The sequence below is a fragment of the Winogradskya consettensis genome (assembly GCF_018332715.1).
Lineage (GTDB): Bacteria > Actinomycetota > Actinomycetes > Mycobacteriales > Micromonosporaceae > Actinoplanes > Actinoplanes consettensis.
The window spans coordinates 621,269-637,180 of the sequence record NZ_BOQP01000008.1; the positions used below are offsets into that span (position 1 = coordinate 621,269).

14 protein-coding genes and 1 pseudogene are annotated in these 15,912 nt (G+C 70.2%); 8 read left to right on the forward strand and 7 right to left on the reverse strand.

From position 1 onward, the window contains the following. Positions 1-208 precede the first annotated feature (208 nt). From Aco04nite_RS11470 to Aco04nite_RS11490, 5 genes are all read left to right on the forward strand, one after another. On the forward strand, positions 209-1,108 hold the full coding sequence (locus Aco04nite_RS11470; protein ID WP_212997172.1) for a MerR family transcriptional regulator: 900 nt from the start codon (positions 209-211) through the stop codon (positions 1,106-1,108). Continuing rightward, the gene (locus Aco04nite_RS11475; protein ID WP_212997173.1) at positions 1,105-1,893 is read left to right on the forward strand and encodes a class I SAM-dependent methyltransferase; all 789 of its coding nucleotides are present in this window, start codon (positions 1,105-1,107) and stop codon (positions 1,891-1,893) included. The genes Aco04nite_RS11470 and Aco04nite_RS11475 overlap by 4 nt, the downstream gene beginning before the upstream one ends. Positions 1,894-2,113: 220 nt before the next feature. Next, a complete protein-coding gene (locus Aco04nite_RS11480) occupies positions 2,114-3,373 on the forward strand; it encodes a molybdopterin molybdotransferase MoeA (RefSeq protein WP_212997174.1) in 1,260 nt (419 codons plus the stop codon). A 17-nt stretch (positions 3,374-3,390) separates the two neighbouring features. Continuing rightward, a complete protein-coding gene (locus Aco04nite_RS11485; protein ID WP_244875893.1) occupies positions 3,391-4,047 on the forward strand; it encodes a pyridoxine/pyridoxamine 5'-phosphate oxidase in 657 nt (218 codons plus the stop codon). A 749-nt stretch (positions 4,048-4,796) separates the two neighbouring features. Beyond that, positions 4,797-5,423: an endonuclease/exonuclease/phosphatase family protein gene (locus Aco04nite_RS11490; protein WP_212997176.1), complete on the forward strand. Its 627-nt coding sequence runs from the start codon at positions 4,797-4,799 to the stop codon at positions 5,421-5,423. Positions 5,424-5,500: 77 nt separating this feature from the next. On the opposite strand, the gene Aco04nite_RS11495 is transcribed toward Aco04nite_RS11490, so the two are convergent. The 3 genes from Aco04nite_RS11495 to Aco04nite_RS11505 form a co-directional block, all read right to left on the reverse strand. Continuing rightward, entirely contained in the window at positions 5,501-6,706 is a 1,206-nt protein-coding gene (locus Aco04nite_RS11495) for an RNA polymerase sigma factor (RefSeq protein ID WP_244875894.1), read from the reverse strand. Continuing rightward, the gene (locus Aco04nite_RS11500) at positions 6,703-7,062 is read right to left on the reverse strand and encodes a YciI family protein (RefSeq protein ID WP_212997177.1); all 360 of its coding nucleotides are present in this window, start codon (positions 7,060-7,062) and stop codon (positions 6,703-6,705) included. The genes Aco04nite_RS11495 and Aco04nite_RS11500 overlap by 4 nt, the downstream gene beginning before the upstream one ends. An 89-nt stretch (positions 7,063-7,151) precedes the next feature. Beyond that, entirely contained in the window at positions 7,152-8,156 is a 1,005-nt protein-coding gene (locus Aco04nite_RS11505) for a 3-oxoacyl-ACP synthase III family protein (protein WP_203835421.1), read from the reverse strand. A 116-nt stretch (positions 8,157-8,272) separates the two neighbouring features. Between Aco04nite_RS11505 and Aco04nite_RS11510 the strand changes: the two genes are divergently transcribed. Next, positions 8,273-8,542 carry a hypothetical protein gene (locus tag Aco04nite_RS11510; protein WP_239158659.1) on the forward strand — a complete coding sequence of 90 codons (270 nt, stop codon included), beginning with the start codon at positions 8,273-8,275 and terminating at the stop codon, positions 8,540-8,542. A gap of 79 nt (positions 8,543-8,621) precedes the next feature. Here the strand turns inward: Aco04nite_RS11510 and Aco04nite_RS11515 are convergent, their stop codons facing one another. From Aco04nite_RS11515 to Aco04nite_RS11530, 4 genes and pseudogenes are all read right to left on the reverse strand, one after another. Next, positions 8,622-9,443 carry a polysaccharide deacetylase family protein gene (locus tag Aco04nite_RS11515; protein ID WP_212997178.1) on the reverse strand — a complete coding sequence of 274 codons (822 nt, stop codon included), beginning with the start codon at positions 9,441-9,443 and terminating at the stop codon, positions 8,622-8,624. A 162-nt stretch (positions 9,444-9,605) separates the two neighbouring features. Then, positions 9,606-9,830: pseudogene (locus Aco04nite_RS11520) on the reverse strand (hypothetical protein); the annotation flags it as partial. 62 nt (positions 9,831-9,892) lie between these two features. Then, positions 9,893-10,273 carry a PPOX class F420-dependent oxidoreductase gene (locus Aco04nite_RS11525; RefSeq protein WP_212997180.1) on the reverse strand — a complete coding sequence of 127 codons (381 nt, stop codon included), beginning with the start codon at positions 10,271-10,273 and terminating at the stop codon, positions 9,893-9,895. Between the two features lie 114 nt (positions 10,274-10,387). Beyond that, a complete protein-coding gene (locus Aco04nite_RS11530; protein ID WP_212997181.1) occupies positions 10,388-13,210 on the reverse strand; it encodes a M36 family metallopeptidase in 2,823 nt (940 codons plus the stop codon). Positions 13,211-13,344: 134 nt separating this feature from the next. On the opposite strand from Aco04nite_RS11530, the gene Aco04nite_RS11535 reads away from it, so the two are divergent. Together Aco04nite_RS11535 and Aco04nite_RS11540 are read left to right on the forward strand one after the other, a co-directional pair. Beyond that, entirely contained in the window at positions 13,345-14,796 is a 1,452-nt protein-coding gene (locus Aco04nite_RS11535) for an FAD-linked oxidase C-terminal domain-containing protein (protein WP_212997182.1), read from the forward strand. After that, positions 14,796-15,908, forward strand: a complete 1,113-nt coding sequence (locus tag Aco04nite_RS11540; RefSeq protein ID WP_212997183.1) for an FAD-binding oxidoreductase — start codon at positions 14,796-14,798, stop codon at positions 15,906-15,908. The genes Aco04nite_RS11535 and Aco04nite_RS11540 overlap by 1 nt, the downstream gene beginning before the upstream one ends. Positions 15,909-15,912: the final 4 nt, after the last annotated feature.

The window sequence follows — 15,912 nt, forward strand, 5'->3', positions numbered from 1 at the left end:
CCAAGCGTCGCCGGGGTGTCGCCTGAAAGTTCCTGACCTGCCCGTGCCCGTTCCGGCCGTCCGATCTTGATCACTTGCTGACTCCTGTGTCCGGTTCCGACTTCGATGGCGGAAGTCTTGCACCGGCCGGAGATCGAAAAGACGTTGTCCACAGGCGAGCCTCGTCACCTTGACCCGTACCCTGAGGTGCGGGTTTATGGTCGTCGGCATGCGGGTGGGAGAGCTGGCGCGACGGACCGGGACGACCGTGCGCGCATTGCGTTATTACGAGGCGGCGGGCCTGGTCGTGCCCCGGCGGCTGGACAACGGCTACCGGGAGTACGAACCGATCGCCGAGCGGATGGTCGCGCAGATCCGGGAGCTGACGGCACTCGGTCTCAGCGTCGAGGAGACGCGGCCGTTCGTGGAGTCGCTGGCCGACGGCAACATCGAGCCCGACGTGTGCCCGGCGGCTCTGGCCACCTACCGCAACGCCATCACCGAGCTGCAGAAGCGAATCGGGACGCTCACCGCCCAGCGGGATGCACTCGACGCCCGCCTGGACGCCGCAGCCAGCCAGGTCGTCAAGCTCGGCGACGCAGGCGTCAGCGACCCGGGGCAGCTCGTCGGCACCCGGATGCCGTCACTGCACTTCTACGGCAGTGACGGCCGGCCACTGGATCTCGGCGCGCTGGGCAGTGGCCGCACCGTCATCTTCATCTACCCCCTGACCGGGCGGCCCGGCGTCGACCTGCCCAACGGCTTGAGTGAGATTCCGGGCGCCCAGGGCAGCACCGAGCAGGCGTCCTGGTTCCGCGATCACCACAGCGAGCTGCTGCAGGCGGGAGCCGCCCGGGTCTACGGCCTGTCCGCACAGCCGACCGACTATCAGCGCGAGCTGGTGCATCGGCTACGCCTGCCGTATCCGCTGGTGCCGGACCCTCGTCTGAGTCTGGCCGCCGCCATCGGCCTGCCCACCTTCACCGCCGGAGACATGACGCTCTACCTCCGCCTCACCCTGATCGTGCTCGACGACGTGATCGAGCACGTCTTCCACCCGATCGCGGAGCCGGCATCGCACGCCCTCGAGGTGATGCGCTGGCTCGTTCGACGCAAGGAGACCAAGTGACCAGCGCCCCTACCCCCGTTCGCAGGCCTGTTTCCGGCGGAGATTTCGACTACGAGGCCGGTGGCCACGGATATGCCACGAGGCGGCGGCCCGACCCTCGTGTCGCCGCCCTGGTCCACACCGCGCTGGGCGACGCCCGCACCGTGCTCAACGTGGGCGCCGGGGCGGGCTCCTACGAGCCCGGTGACCGCTACGTGCTGGCGGTCGAACCGTCGGCGACGATGCGCGCGCAACGTCCCCCGGGCGCAGCACCGGCCGTGGACGCGACAGCGGAGCATCTGCCCTTCGACGACGACTCCTTCGACGCCGCGATGGCGACGGTGACCGTGCACCAGTGGTCCGACACCCTCCGAGGACTCGCCGAGCTGCGCCGGGTTGCCCGTGGCCGCATCGTGGTGCTGACCTTCGACGGCGACGCCCTCGACCGTTTCTGGCTCGCGGAGTACGCACCCGAGCTGATCGCGGTGGAACGCGGCCGCTATCCCGCGATCGCGGACATCGCCGACGCGATCGGGAGCCCCGCCGACGTCATCGAGGTTCCCATACCGCTCGACTGCGTGGACGGGTTCACCGAGGCGTACTACGGCCGCCCCGAGCAGCTCCTGGACCCCGCGGTCCGCGCAGCTCAGTCCGCGTGGGGGTTCGTCGACGAATCCGCGGTCACCCGCGCGGTCGGAGATCTTCGGGCAGATCTCACCTCCGGGGTGTGGGACGCCCGTCATGGGAAGTTGCGGACCCAGCCTGAGTTCGCCGGTTCGCTGCGCCTCATCGTCGGTGGGCTCTGAAATGAGATCGCCGATGGGCGCTGAGACGAGATCGTCAGTGGGAGCTGAGACCGGACTATCGGTGGGCTTCGAGAGGAGTACGCGGGTCCTTTCTCACGTCGTGGGCCCACCCTGCGCGGGCACGCTCGTGGAATCGGCCAGGCATTCGGTGGCTCGCGGGCGGCTCGGCAGGAGCAGGCCCGCTCGGCGGCAGCGCCGCATGGATGTGACACTCGCGGAGATGTCTGCCAACCATGTATCCGGAACCCCCTGGCGTGAGGCCGTCGCGATCGCTCATGCGGCCGCGGCCCCACTGCCTGCTGAGATCGTCGCGCTCCGTGATGCAACCGGCCGGGTGACTGCCGTGCCCGTCACCGCGCGCATGGACCTGCCAGGATTCGACACAGCGGCCATGGATGGGTACGCGGTTGCCGGCCCAGGCCCGTGGAACATCGACGGCAGGGTCATGGCAGGTGGAGAAGCATGGACCACCCACCTGGTCCGGGGGCACTGCGTGGAGATCATGACCGGAGCAGCGGTGCCGGCAGGAGCCGACGCGGTGATCCCCTACGAGCAGAGCACCGTCGATGAAGCGGCGCACCTGACGGTGTCGGGGCAGGTCAGCACACGCACACATATCCGGCGCGCCGGCGAGGATTCCCGGCTGGGCGACCCGCTCGTCCCGGCCGGAAGGCTCCTGACGCCGGCGGTCTGTGGCCTTCTCGCCCAGGGCGGCGCCGACACGGTCCCGGTCCACCGGAGGCCCCGGGTGCGGTTACTCGTCACGGGCGACGAGGTGATTGCGGCCGGCGTTCCGGGGACCGGCGAAGTGCGAGACGTGTTCGGCCCGATGATCACGGCCCTCGTGGCCGCATGGGGCGGAAGCGTCACCGACCACCGGATCCTGCGCGACGATCCCGCCCTGCTCGCCGAGTCGCTCCTGGCCGCGGACGCCGAGGTCATAGCGGTCAGCGGCTCGTCGTCCGCGGGCCGGGCAGATCACCTGCGCCCGGTCCTCGACAAGATCGGCGCGCGACTGCTGGTCGACCAGGTGGCATGCCGCCCAGGGCACCCTCAGGTCCTCGCCTCGCTGCCCGGCGGGCGATGGCTCGTCGGGCTCCCAGGCAACCCGTTCGCGGGCCTTGTCGCCGCCATGACTCTGCTCCGACCGCTGTTAGGCGCGATGACCGGCTCCCCCATCGAGCCCGCGGGCCCGCCCACCCGGCCGGGCACCATCAGCCAGGCTGACGCCTCTGATCCAGCGGAGGGCCGCCGGGGTTCCACCCTTCTCCGGCTGCCCGTGATCGGTGACGTCCCGCTGATACCCGGCGTGACACGGCTCGTCCCTGTCGTGGCAGACGGTGACCGCGTCATCGTGGTGCCCGGCGCGCGTCCAGCCAGTCTCGCCGGCGCGGCTGCGGCGGACGCTCTCGCCATCCTCGAGTACGGCTGGACGACCGGCACGCCTGCCGACCTGCTGCCCTTGACCGGGCTCCTGTGACAACAAGCGAGGACACCGTGGACGACATCAGACAGTTACTCCGAGGCATTCCGGTCTTCGACGGCGAGCTTCCGTCGTTCGACGTAGACAGCGCACCCGAGCGTCCCGGCGAACTCTTCGTCGAGTGGCTCACGGCCGCGCTGGACGCCGGGGTCCGGGAGCCCCACGCGATGACCGTGTCGACCATCGGTTCGCACGGCACACCGGACGCCCGGATGCTGATCCTGAAGAACCTCGACGCGCGAGGCTGGCAGTTCGCCGCCCACGCCGACAGCCCCAAGGGCCGCGACCTGATCGCTACCCCCACGGCGGCACTGACCTTCTACTGGCCGCTGCAAGCCCGCCAGATCCGGGTACGAGGCCCGGTCACCCCCGAACCGGCCGAGCGCAGCGCCGCCGACTTCCTGGCCCGGCCCGCCGGCTCCCGGGCAGAGGCCTCCATCGGCAAGCAGAGCCAGACACTCCCCGACCGCAACGACCTGGAGACAGCGACAAAACAGGCACTCGCCACCATCGAGGCGACGCCCGGCCACGTGGTGCCGGAGTGGACCCTCTTCACCCTCGACGCGACGACGGTCGAGTTCTGGCAGGGCGACAAAGCTCGCAAACACACCCGCCTGCGCTACACCGCTACCGGCGAAGACCTATGGACCCGGGAGGAACTCTGGCCATAGCCAACTCCGCCGAAGGCGCAGGCTCCGGCACCTGGATACAAGGCGGCCAGACCCAGCAGCGGCCAGACCCAGCAGCGCACGGCACGGTGCCTGAGTGCGGTGGGCGGGCGCGGCGGGCCGGCGGGACGCGGCGCCGGGCGTTGCGGTGCGCGGGTGCGGGAGCGCGGTGCGGTGCGGGGGTGCAGGGGTGCGCGGGTGCGAGAGCGCGGTGCGGGGGTGCGGGAGCGCGGTGCGGTGCGGTGCGGGGGGCGGGAGCGCGGTGCGGTGCGGGGGTGCGCGGGTGCGGGAGCGCGGTGCGGGGGTGCGGGGGTGCGCGGGTGCGCGACGTGGGGCTATCCGGGATGAGGCCACACGACGGTGAGTCGCTCCCAGAGTGGGGAGGTCCGAGTGAGGCGGCCAGGGAGGGGCGGGGCGGGCGGGGCGGCCCGGGTGGGGCGCGCAGGGGCGTTCGTTAGGCTTTCGTGGTGAAGGTCCGGCGGTGGCGAATGGGAAGTGCACTTACCGCTGTGCTGGCTGTCGGGTTGGCTGGTGTGTTGTCGCTGCATCGGCTGGTGCCGGGGTGGCTGGGGACGGCTGTCGACAGTGGACTTCCCTGGCTCGGGGTGGCGCTGCCGGTGCTGATCGCGGTGTCGGCGGTGCGGAGGTCTGTGCGGGCGCTTGCTGTGTGCCTTGTGCCCTGTGTGGTGTGGGTGGTCATGTTCGGGCCGGTGCTGCTGCCTCGGTCGGGGGCCGATCATCATGATCTGCGCGTGGCGACGCTGAATCTCGGGGCGGGTAACGTCGAGCCGGAGGAGACGTTGCTGGCCGTTACGGCGACGGACCCTGACGTTCTTGTGCTGCAGGAGCTGACCGGTGTCAACCAGCTCGCCGCTACGAAGGCGCTCAAGCATGCGTGGCCTCATTACACGGTGTCCGGCACGGTCGGTGTGTGGAGCAAGGTGCCGCTGTCCGATGCCGCGCCGGTCGACATCGGGATCGGGTGGACGCGGGCGTTGCGGGTCACGGTGCCGACTGCGGACGGGCCCGTACGGATCTATGCGGCGCACCTTGCCTCGGCCAGGCCGGCGGCGACCAGCGCGAGGGACCGGACGCTGAGCGCGCTCGCCAAGGTCGTGGCTGCCGATGACAGTCCGCGGTTGCTGCTCGCCGGGGATCTGAACACGACGACGACCGATCGGGAGTTCCGCGAGCTCGCGCCGCTGAAGGACACCCAGGAGGAGGCGGGTTCGGGCTTCGGCTTCACGTGGCCGTCCAGGATTCCCCTCATCCGCCCGGACCACATCCTGCAGCGCGGCATGGCCACCGAACGTTCCTGGGTGGTCCGCGCCCCCGGCAGCGACCACCGCGCCGCGCTCGCCGAACTCGACACCGCCTGACAACGCGCTCACCGGCACCGCCACCGAGACCACGCCCACCCGAAACACAAGCCCCCAGCCCAGCCCAGCCCGAAAGTTTACGGTCGCAGCTGGGCGATGCGATGGCTGAGGAAAGCCCGTTCGGCCTCGTTGTCGGTGAGTGCCAGCGCCTCCGAATAGGCCGCGACGGCCGCTTCGGACTGCCCCAGGTCCCGCAGAAAGGAGCCCCGGGCGGCGCTCAGATATCCGTACGTTGCCAGGGCCGGTTCCTCCAGCAGAGGCTCCAGCGCCGCCAGTCCGGCAGCGGCGCCGTCGCGCATCCCGATCGCTATGGCGCGGTTGAGTTCCACCACCGGGTTCGGCCACAGGGTGCGCAGTACGTCGTACAGTCCGCAGATCTCGGGCCAGTCGGTTTCCGCATAGGAGACGGCGGACGTGTGAACGGCGGCGATCGCTGCTTGGACTGCGTACCGTGTGGGTGGCCGGCTGCTCAATGCCTTTATCAGCAGTGCGGTTCCTTCGGCGATCAGAGCGGCGTCCCATAGTTGCCGATTTTGTGCCTCCAGCAGCACCAGGGCGCCGTTCGCGTCCAGCCGGGAGGCGGATCGGGCCTCGGTGAGCAGCAGTAACGCGAGCAGACCCAGCACCGCTGGGTCGTGGGGCAGCAATGTGTGCAGCATGCGGGTCAGGACGATCGCGCTGCCGGTCAGGTCCTGACGGACGAGCTGGGAGCCGGCCGGCGCGACGTGGCCGGTGGTGTAGACTAGGTGGAGGACTTCGAGGACGGCTCCGACGCGTACCGGGAGATCGTCCGGAGCCGGCACCCGATAGGGGATCCGGGCCACCGCGATCTTTTTCTTGGCGCGGGTGATGCGGGCGGCCATTGTGCTTTCCTGCACCAGGAATGCTCGCGCCACGTCGGCTGTCGACAGCCCGCACAGCAGTCGCAGCGTCAATGCCACCTGCGCTTCGCGCCCGAGCGCGGGGTGACAGCACGTGAAGATCAGCCGAAGCCGATCGTCATTGACAACAGTGGGTGATGCCACCACGAGCAACGGCAGCGTCCGTTGCAGCACCGTTTCCCGGCGCAGCAGGTCGAGGGCACGATTGCGCGCGACGGTGGTGAGCCACGCTCCCGGGCGTACCGGAATGCCGTCCCTTTCCCAGACCTCCAGAGCTTTTGCGTACGCGTCCTGAGCGCATTCCTCGGCGAGGTCGATATCGCGCGTGACGCGCACCGTGGCAGCGAGCACGTGTGCCCATTCCCGGCGGTGCGCATCCGCGACGGCGTCAGCGATGCTCAAGACTTTCGGGAGACGATCGGCCGGATCTCGACTCCGCCGCCGCTCTCCGCGATCTCCGGGAGCATTCCGGCGAGGGCGACCGCCGCGTCGAGGTCGGGGGCCTCGAGCACGTAATACCCGCCGAGGACCTCTTTGCTCTCCGGGAAAGGCCCGTCGGTGGGCACCGCTCTACCGTCGGACAGCGTTCGCAAGGTCGTCGCAGTCGAGGCTGCCTGCAACTGTTCTCCGCCCAGGATCGCCGGGCCCGCGGCCGCCGCGAACGCACCGTGCGCCGCGTGTTTCGCGGTCAGTTCGGCCGGTGACGCCGAGTCCCATTCCTGCTCGTCGCCGTAGATGAGGACCAGGTACTTCGCCATGTCGGTGTCCATTCGTCCGGGGGCCTCGAGCGGCCCGTCCGCCTTCTCGACGAGCGAGCCGCCCCCGGAATCGACACTAACCTCGGAACTTATCTCCGGGCGTACCATCTCAGTAGCGCAGCGCCCACCGACATGCCGCCGCCGAAACCGGCGAGCAGGACCAGTTCTCCGTCGGAAAGGGCGCCCTCGCGGGCTGCCGCATCCAGAGCCACCGCGGCCGACGCACTGCCGGTGTTGCCAAATCTTTCCAGGACCAGATGGGTACGCGCTGAGCTCAGCCCCGCCGCCTCCACCAGTTCCTGAATCATCACGCCGTTCGCCTGGTGCGGGACGAAATGGTCGACCTGCCCGGGCGTGATCCCGGCCCGCCCGAGCAGATCGGCCAGCACGGGAGGCACACCGGCGATGACGAAATCGCGCACGCCGCGGCCGTTCATGCGGAAGAAGTGGTCGCCGTTCGCCACCGTTTCCGACGATGCGGGTAGCCGGCTGCCACCCGCCTTGATGTGGATCAGATCCTGGGCGTCGCCGCGGGTGACCAGTTCGCTGTCGATCAGGCCGTACGGCTCGGGAACCTCACCGATCACCGCGGCACCCGCTCCGTCGCCGAACAGGATCGCCGTGCGGCGGTCGTCGAAGTCGAGCACACGCGAGTAGATGTCGGCCGCGACCACCAGCACTTTCGCGCCGGGACGGACCGCGACAAGGCTCTGCGCGAGGGTGAGTCCGAAGACGAACCCGGCGCAGACCACGTTGATGTCGAAGCACGCTGCCCGGTGCGCGCCGAGGGCGTGCTGCACCAGCGACGACGTGGGCGGCTGGGGAGAGTCGGGCGTCGAGGTCGACACGATGAGGTAGTCGAGGTCGGCTGCGCTGAGCCCGGCGCTCTGCAGGGCGGCACCGGCCGCCTTCGCGGCCAGGTCGGAGGTCGCCTCGTCGGGGGCGGCGAAGCGGCGGGCCTCGATCAGGGTCTTGGTGGAGATCCACTCGGGGGTGGTGTCGGTGACCCGTTCGACGAGTGCCTCGTTCGTCACCTCATGCTCGGGCACGTAAGAGCCCGTGCCAAGGATCCCGGCGCGCGGTATCGGCTGCATGACCGCTCAGATCGGCGTCGCGGCGGCCCGGTTGAGGAAACGCGGAGGGTGGTGCCCCTGTGACGCATGTGCCCGGCGAGGCTCAGTGGAAGGGTCAGCCCGATACAGCGATAATCATGACTGTGACCAACTGGGAATACGCACGCCTCGAATACCGCGCGGCCGGCACGTTCGGCTCCGACCGGTACATGGACTGGACCGCCACCTTCAACCACCCCGGCGGGGTGTTGCGCTGGGGAACCGACGAGCGTTTCGACGACCTGCGTCATCTCAACCGCGCGGGAGCGGCGGGCTGGCAGGCGTACGACCGCGCCGCGATACATGTGGTCAACGAACCGCACCGGCTGCACGGGGTCACGTACTCCATGCGGAGGCCCATCCCGTAGACCGTCCCGCGCGCCCGCGCCGGTATCGGGCGGATGCCGCGGCGCGATCTCCTGGATCCCCCACGGCATCCCCGATACCTCAGCCGGCGACGTAGTCCTCCAGGAGCGCCGGGGTCAGCCCGGCCTTGCGGATGGCGCGCAGGGCAGCGAGGAAGTCCTCGACGAACGACGTCCGGAAATGCATCAGGATGATGTCCCCGGGCTGCACGCGGTGCCCCTCCTGATAGCGCACCTTGCCCTTGTTCACGGTCTCCTTCCACATGAACGCGGCCGTCATCCCGCAGTCGTGCGCCGCCCGCAGCGTCGTCTCGTCCTTGTCCCCGAAGGGCGGCCGGAAGAGCACGGGCCGGCGCGTGTACCACTTGCCGAGCTGGTCCGCCGAGCCGCAGATCTGATGCTTCTGGAACGCATAGGACTTGCCCCGCAGCTCGGGGTGGCTGATGGTGTGCGCCTCCACCACGGCCCCGGCGTCGATCAGCGGCCGGAAGTAGTCCGGGTCCTCCTTCACGGCGTCGGTCGTGAGGAAGAGCGTCACCGGTACGTGCGCGGCCGCGAGCAGTCCCGCCGCCTCCTTGTGCTTCACGTAGCCGTCGTCGATCGTGATGAACGCGACCTTCTGCTGCGTGGGCACCTGCTTCAGATAGATCACCTCACCGGGCTCCCCCGGCCCGACGACCCGCTCGGGCACGGGAGCCGGCGGGAAGACCGGGATGTCCGCCTGACTCCACCCCTTCCCCTTCGCGGCGGGCGCGAGGGAAACGGCCGGCCCGGGGCCCACGGGTGAAGCAACCACACCGGGTACGCCGGATTCCGAGGCCACCGGCCTCGGCCCGGCAGTCTGCGCCGCGCACCCCGCCGTCAGCAGGACAACGCCGGCCACCAGACATCGCAAGATCGACATGGTCCGACATCCTTGCCCACACCACGTCAGCCCAGTGTGAAGTGGCCCAGCGTGAAGGGGCCCGGTGTGAAGTGGCCCGGTGTGCGATCCGGAACCTCGGCGGTGGTCAGGTCAGCCGTGCTAGTGGGAGCACTCGCAGGAGTTTTTCCCGTTGCGGCCGGCGGACATCACCGCGCGGCGGGAACGCCAGGACATCACCGACACCAGGGAGGCAGCGGACAGCAGCGAGCCCACGCACAGCGTGGACCCGACCGACAAGATCGACGCGAACGACCCCACCGAGCCGATCGACAGCGCCGACCCCACCGAGCCGATGGACAGGACGGAATTCTTCGAGCCGATGCTGAGTACGGAGTTCTCCGAGCGGATGGACCACTTCGATCTCATGGCCCGATTCTGCCCTAACCACGCGCCCGTGGCACGGGGTCCGGCGGGAAGGTCAGGGAAGGTCAGAAGGTGATGGCGATGCCGATGAGGGGGTTGCGCTTGAGGTGGAGAACCCGGCTGAACCAGTTGCCGAGGCGCGAGGTCACGTAGCGGCGGGCCAGGAGGTCGCGGGCGGTCCGGGTTTCCGCGTCGTCGAGGAGGCGGGCCGTGCCGGGCAGGGGCTGGGCGCCCGGCGTGATCCGGCCGCGGATGTCGCAGGCGGTGACCTCGACGCCGGGGTTGTTGCGGATGCGTTTGACCTTCCAGGCCTCGGCCTCCGAGACGATGGTCATGGTGTCGCCCTCGGTCACCTGCCAGACCGGTGTGGAGACCGGGGTGCCGTCCTTGCGGTAGGTGGTGAGGCTTACCTGCTTGCTTCGCGCGATCTCCGCGGTGACGGTCATGGGTCTGATTCTATGACGGCCGGCGGGGGCGCAAGGCGCTGCACGCCGCAGCACGGGAAAGAACGGGGCGCGCGGACAAGGCGAGTCCGCGCGCCCCGCGGACGAGCGTGCGGATCAGCTGCTGAAGACCTGGAACTCGGAGGCGATCGCGTTGGTGGCGGCGGCGGAACCTGTTGCGCAGTCGGAGTTGCTGCGGGGGTCGTTCTCCTGATCGCCGGCGTAGAGCGGGTTGCCGATGCACTGGTTGGAAACGATGCGGAGTTTGACGTGGGTGGCCAGACCCGGGCGCACCGGGAAGGACTTGAGGATCAGGCTCGGGACCTTCGGGCGGAACTGGGCGGTGTCGAAGGCGTTGGCCGCGCTGGTGTAGGCGACCTTGTAGCCCGCGTCGGAGGCGCAGTCGGCGCCCGTGGCGGCGTTGCAGGTGAGGATCTCGAACTGGCGGACCGTGGAGTACATGGCCGAAGTGGTGGCGCCCGCGCCGGGGAAGGCGCTGACCTGCACCCGGGAGACGAGTTTGGCCGTGGTGCCGGGCAGGTCGACGGTGACCTGGCGGCCGGGAGCTCCGCCGGAGGCGGTCCAGGCCGTTCCCTCGGCGTCGTCGATGAGGCGGGACACCGTGGTGGCGCCGTCGCCGGTGATGGTGGCACCTGCCGTGGCCGAGGCCAGGTTGGCGGGCAGGACCGCGCCGACCTGGGTGGTGACGCCGGGGTAGATGGTCTGGGTGAAGCGCTTGTGGCCGAAGCCCGCGCCGATGGCGAGGAACTTGTAGGTGCCGGGGGCGAGCGTGACGGTTTCCGGGAGGGCGGTCGCCGGGTCGGTGTCCGCGATCGGGGTGGCGCCGAAGTCGTAGTCACCGATGTAGAGCCGGACCGGTTTGCCGGCTGCCTCGCCGAGCGCGCGGAACGTGATCTCGGAGTTCTCCGCGTACGGGCTGGCGAAGCTGGGCACCGGGTCGATGTCACTGACGCCGCTGGAGGCTCCGGCGCCCATGCCGCGGGCCGCGAACGCGTTCCACATGATGTCCTGGTCGGCGCCGTCAAAGCGCAGGGCGTCGGCGGTCAGCATGTTGTCGCGCATGTCGAGCATGCTGATCGAGCCGGTGGCGGCGAGCAGGAACGAGTCGAAGGTGAGCTGGGCCCAGCGGCGGTTGCCGGGGCACTCGGTGACCGGCGTGGTGCCCGCCGCGCAGGCTTCCTGCTGGGCCCGGGTGCCGGAGCCGTACCTCGTGACGAACGCGCGGCGGAGGTCGAAGTTCGTCGCGCTCCAGATCTCGCCGTCGGAGTGCACCGCCGAGCCGCGGTCGTAGCCGTAGTCGGAGTAGTTGAGCGGGCTCGTGCTCATGTCGTAGTTGCGGATACCTGTGGCGAGGTCGCCGGTGACGTACGCGCCGGTGACGTACGGCGTGTTGCCGCGCGGGGTGTAGCCGCTCTCGAACAGGTATTCCATGGCGACCAGGTCGGACCAGCTCTCACCCATGGCGCCACCCTGGGTGGAGCCGATGTTGCTGTCCGGGCCGGCGATCATGCGGTTGCTGATGGCGTGGGTGTACTCGTGACCGATGACCGTCATGTCGAAGTCACCGTCGACGCACGGCGGGTAGGCCGCGCCCGCGAACGGCTGCCACATGTACATGTTGGTCACCGGCTGGACGCCGTCCGGGCCGGTCGACTGGTTGGCGTTGTTGCGGGTGGTCGCGGTGGCCGCACCCTGCTGGGCGTTGCCGCGCTCGGCGTCGCCGCCCTTGCCGTACGGCAGCGTGTTGGTCTTCTGCAGGTTCCACGTGGCCTCGGTGAAGCCCAGTTCGTAGGACCAGTCGTGCATGCGGTTGTGCATCGCGAACAGGTTCGCGGTCGCCGCGTCGACGTCGGCCTGCTGCGGCGAGGCCAGTGATGCGGGGTCGCACTTGCTGGTGTTCCACTGGTTCGTGAACGGGTAGACGTACTCGCGGTCGGTTTTTGCCGTCGCGGGCGTGGCCGGGGAGCCGTCGCCCCAGAGGCGTACGGATTCCGCGGAGTTGCCGGTGGTCGTGAACGTCGGCAGCCCGGTGGTGGCGTCGACGTCCCAGGGCTTGCCGGTGGCCGGGTCGAGGACCTGCCGCGAGCAGCCGGTGGCGGCGACGGCGCACCAGGTCTGGCGGGTGTCGGTGCCGGCCGCGGTGGGCGTGGCCGGGAAGACCTTCCAGTGCGGGTCGTCCTCGGCGAAGTTGACGAGGTTCTCGCGCAGCAGCACCTTGCCGTCGATCGCGTCGACGTACGTGGTGTAGCCGAGGGGGTGCTCGGTGTCGTTGTTGAGCGCGACGACCTCGTACGCGGCGCGGGGTGCGGCGCCCGGCATGGGCACGGCGACGAGCCGGACACGCTGGTCGGAGACGTCGGCGCGGTCGATCTTCGCGTCGGCGAGCGCGGTCTGCACGGCGGCGTCGGCGCCGAGCGTGCTGGCGGCGGGTGCGTCGGTGCGCGGGCTGAGCGAGGACGTGACCCGAAGGACCTCGCCGCCCTTGACCGCGACGGCGACCAGGCCGTCGTGCGCGGCGGGCAGGTTGCCGTACTTCTGGCGCAGCAGCACGACCGAGCCGGCGCCGATCGGCGTGGACGCCACCAAATCAAGATCGTCAACAGAGAGAGCGGAGGAGAGGTACGCGCGAGCGACCGCCTCCGCGTCCCCCTTGAGGCCCTTGGCCAGCGAGGACCGCACCGGGGTGAGCGAAGCGGGCATACCCAGCTTGTTCCACCGCGTGACGACGTTGTCATCAGCAACGAGGGACGACCGGGGAGCGGCAGCGGGACCCCGGTTGTCGACGAACTCATATTCCCCGGAGAGCGGATCACCCGAAACGGGAGAGACGGGAGCGGCCTGGGCGCCGAGCGGCGCGGTGGCGATGAGAGTGGTAGCGGCGAGGAATCCGGCGACGGCGGACCGTCTGCGTATACGCACGCAAGCCTCCTGTGGACAGTCCGGAGGATCTCCCCGGGCTGCCCGCGACCTTACGGGAGGATAGACGACCGTGGATGAACTTTATGTTTCGGCCAAAGCTCGACGCAGAGCGACCGCCGGGTTACGTTGAGCCGGTGACGACACTGAAGTCGCTGGCCACCGCGTTGCGCGCCGACCTGGGCGCAGACCGGGTGATCGACGACCGGCAGGAGCTGCGCACGTACGAGTGCGACGGCCTCGCCCACTACAAGGTCACCCCGGGCCTGGTGGTGCTCGCGCGCGACACGGCGGACTGTGTGCGTACGGTCCAGGCCTGTTGTGAGGCCCGCGTGCCGTTCGTGGCCCGTGGAAGCGGGACCGGCCTCTCGGGTGGCGCCCTCCCCCGCGCCGACGGGGTGCTGATCGTGACCGCGAAGATGCGCGAGATCGTCGAGGTCTCCCCCGCGGACGAGCGTGCGGTCGTGCAGCCCGGCGTGATCAACCTGGACGTCAGCAAGGCCTCGGCCGCGCACGGCTACTACTACGCGCCGGATCCGTCGAGCCAGCAGATCTGCTCGATCGGGGGCAACGTCGCGGAGAACTCCGGTGGCGCGCACTGCCTGAAGTACGGCTTCACGACCAATCATGTGCTCGGCGCGCGGGTGGTCACCCCGGACGGCGAGGTGGTCGAGCTGGGCGGGCGGGCGCCGGATTCTCCGGGGTACGACCTGCTCGGCGCGTTCGTCGGCGCAGAGGGCACGCTGGGCGTCGCGACCGAGGTCACGGTACGGCTGACCCGGCTGCCGGAGTCCGTGCGTACGCTGCTGGCGGGTTTCGGGAGCCCGCAGCAGGCCGGCGCCGCGACCTCCGCGATCATCGCCGCCGGGGTGGTGCCGGCCGCCGTCGAGATGATGGACGCACTCGCCATCGAGGCCGCAGAGGCCGCCGTGGCGTGCGGCTACCCGCCGGGTGCGGGCGCGGTGCTGATCGTGGAGCTGGACGGCCCGGCCGCCGAGGTCGCCGCCCAGTTCGCCCAGGTGACGGCGCTGTGCGAGGCGAACGGCGCGACCGAGCTGCGGATCGCGCAGACCCCGGCTGAGCGGGCGCTGTTCTGGAAGGGCCGCAAGTCGGCGTTCGCGGCGGTCGGGCGGATCAGCCCGGACTACATCGTGCAGGACGGCGTGATCCCGCGGACGGCACTGCCCGAGGTGTTGCGGCGCATCGACGAGATCGCGGCCGTGCACGGCGTACGCGTAGCCAATGTCTTTCATGCCGGTGACGGCAACCTGCACCCGCTGGTCCTGTTCGACGCCGCGGTGCCGGGCGCGGACCTGCACGCCGAGGAGGCGTCGGGGGCGATCATCGACCTGTGCATCGAGTACGGCGGGTCGATCACCGGGGAGCACGGCGTCGGCGCGGACAAGGCGAAGTACATGCCGCGGATGTTCACCGACGACGACCTGCAGACGATGCAGCTGCTGCGCTGCGCGTTCGACCCGCTCGGGCTCGCCAACCCCGGCAAGATCTTCCCCACGCCCCGGCTCTGCGGCGAGGTCCCCCGCAGGCACAGCGCGAGCGAACCGCCGGCCGGAGCGGAGATCTTCTGATGTCCCTGCGGGCCACCGACGACGAGATCGCAGGGGTACGCGCACGGTTCGTCGCGGCGCCGGCCACGACCGAGGAGGCCGCCGCGGTCCTCCGTGAGGCGGCGGCGTCAGGTCTGACCGTGGCCATCCGTGGCGCCGGAACGAAGATCGATTGGGGCAACCCACCGCGCAGCGCCGACCTCATCGTCGACACGACCCGGCTGACCGGAGTCGTCGAGCACGCCGCCGGAGACCTGATCACCGTCGTCCGGGCCGGGACGCCCCTCGACTCCCTGGACTTCGGAACGCAGCAGCTCGCCCTGGACTCGCCGCTGCCCGGTGCCACGGTCGGCGGCACGGTCGCGGTGAACACCAGCGGGCCACGGCGCCTGCTCTACGGGACGGCTCGGGACCTGCTGATCGGGATCACGGTGATCCGGCCCGACGCCACGATCACCCGCTCGGGGGGCAAGGTCGTGAAGAACGTCGCCGGGTACGACCTGGGCAAGCTCTACACCGGCTCGTACGGCACTCTCGGCCTGATCACCGAATGCGTGTTCCGCCTGCACCCCGTCCCCGCCGCGCGGGCCTTCGTCACCGCCACCGTGCCCGCCCGGGACCTCGCCGCGCAGCTGGCCGCGATCCGGGCCGAGCAGGTGGTGCCGTCAGCCGTGGAGATCGACGCACCCGCCGACGGTCCCATCACGGTCGCCGTCCTGATCGAGGGCACCGCCGAGGGCGTCCACGACCGGGCGGCGCGGCTCGAGAAACTGCTCGGGGGCACGGTCTCCGGCGAGCCGCCGGCCTGGTTCGGGACATACCCCTGGCCCGCGGACGGGGTCGGGGTCAAGGTGGGCGTCGCGCTCTCCCGGGTGGCCGAGCTGCCTTCCGGCGTACGCGGCTCAGCAGCCACCGGTGTCCTCCACACCCACCTGACCGGTGACATCCCCGCGCGACTCGCCGCACTTCGGGCGGCAGCCGAGTACGCCGTCGTGCTGACCGCTCCCCCGTCCGTGCGCGACGAGCTCGACATGTGGGGACCGGTCCCCGGGATCGAGCTGATGCGCCGGGTCAAGGACCAGTTCGACCCGGACCACCGCTTCGCACCCGGCCGATTCGCAGGAGGCATCTGATGAG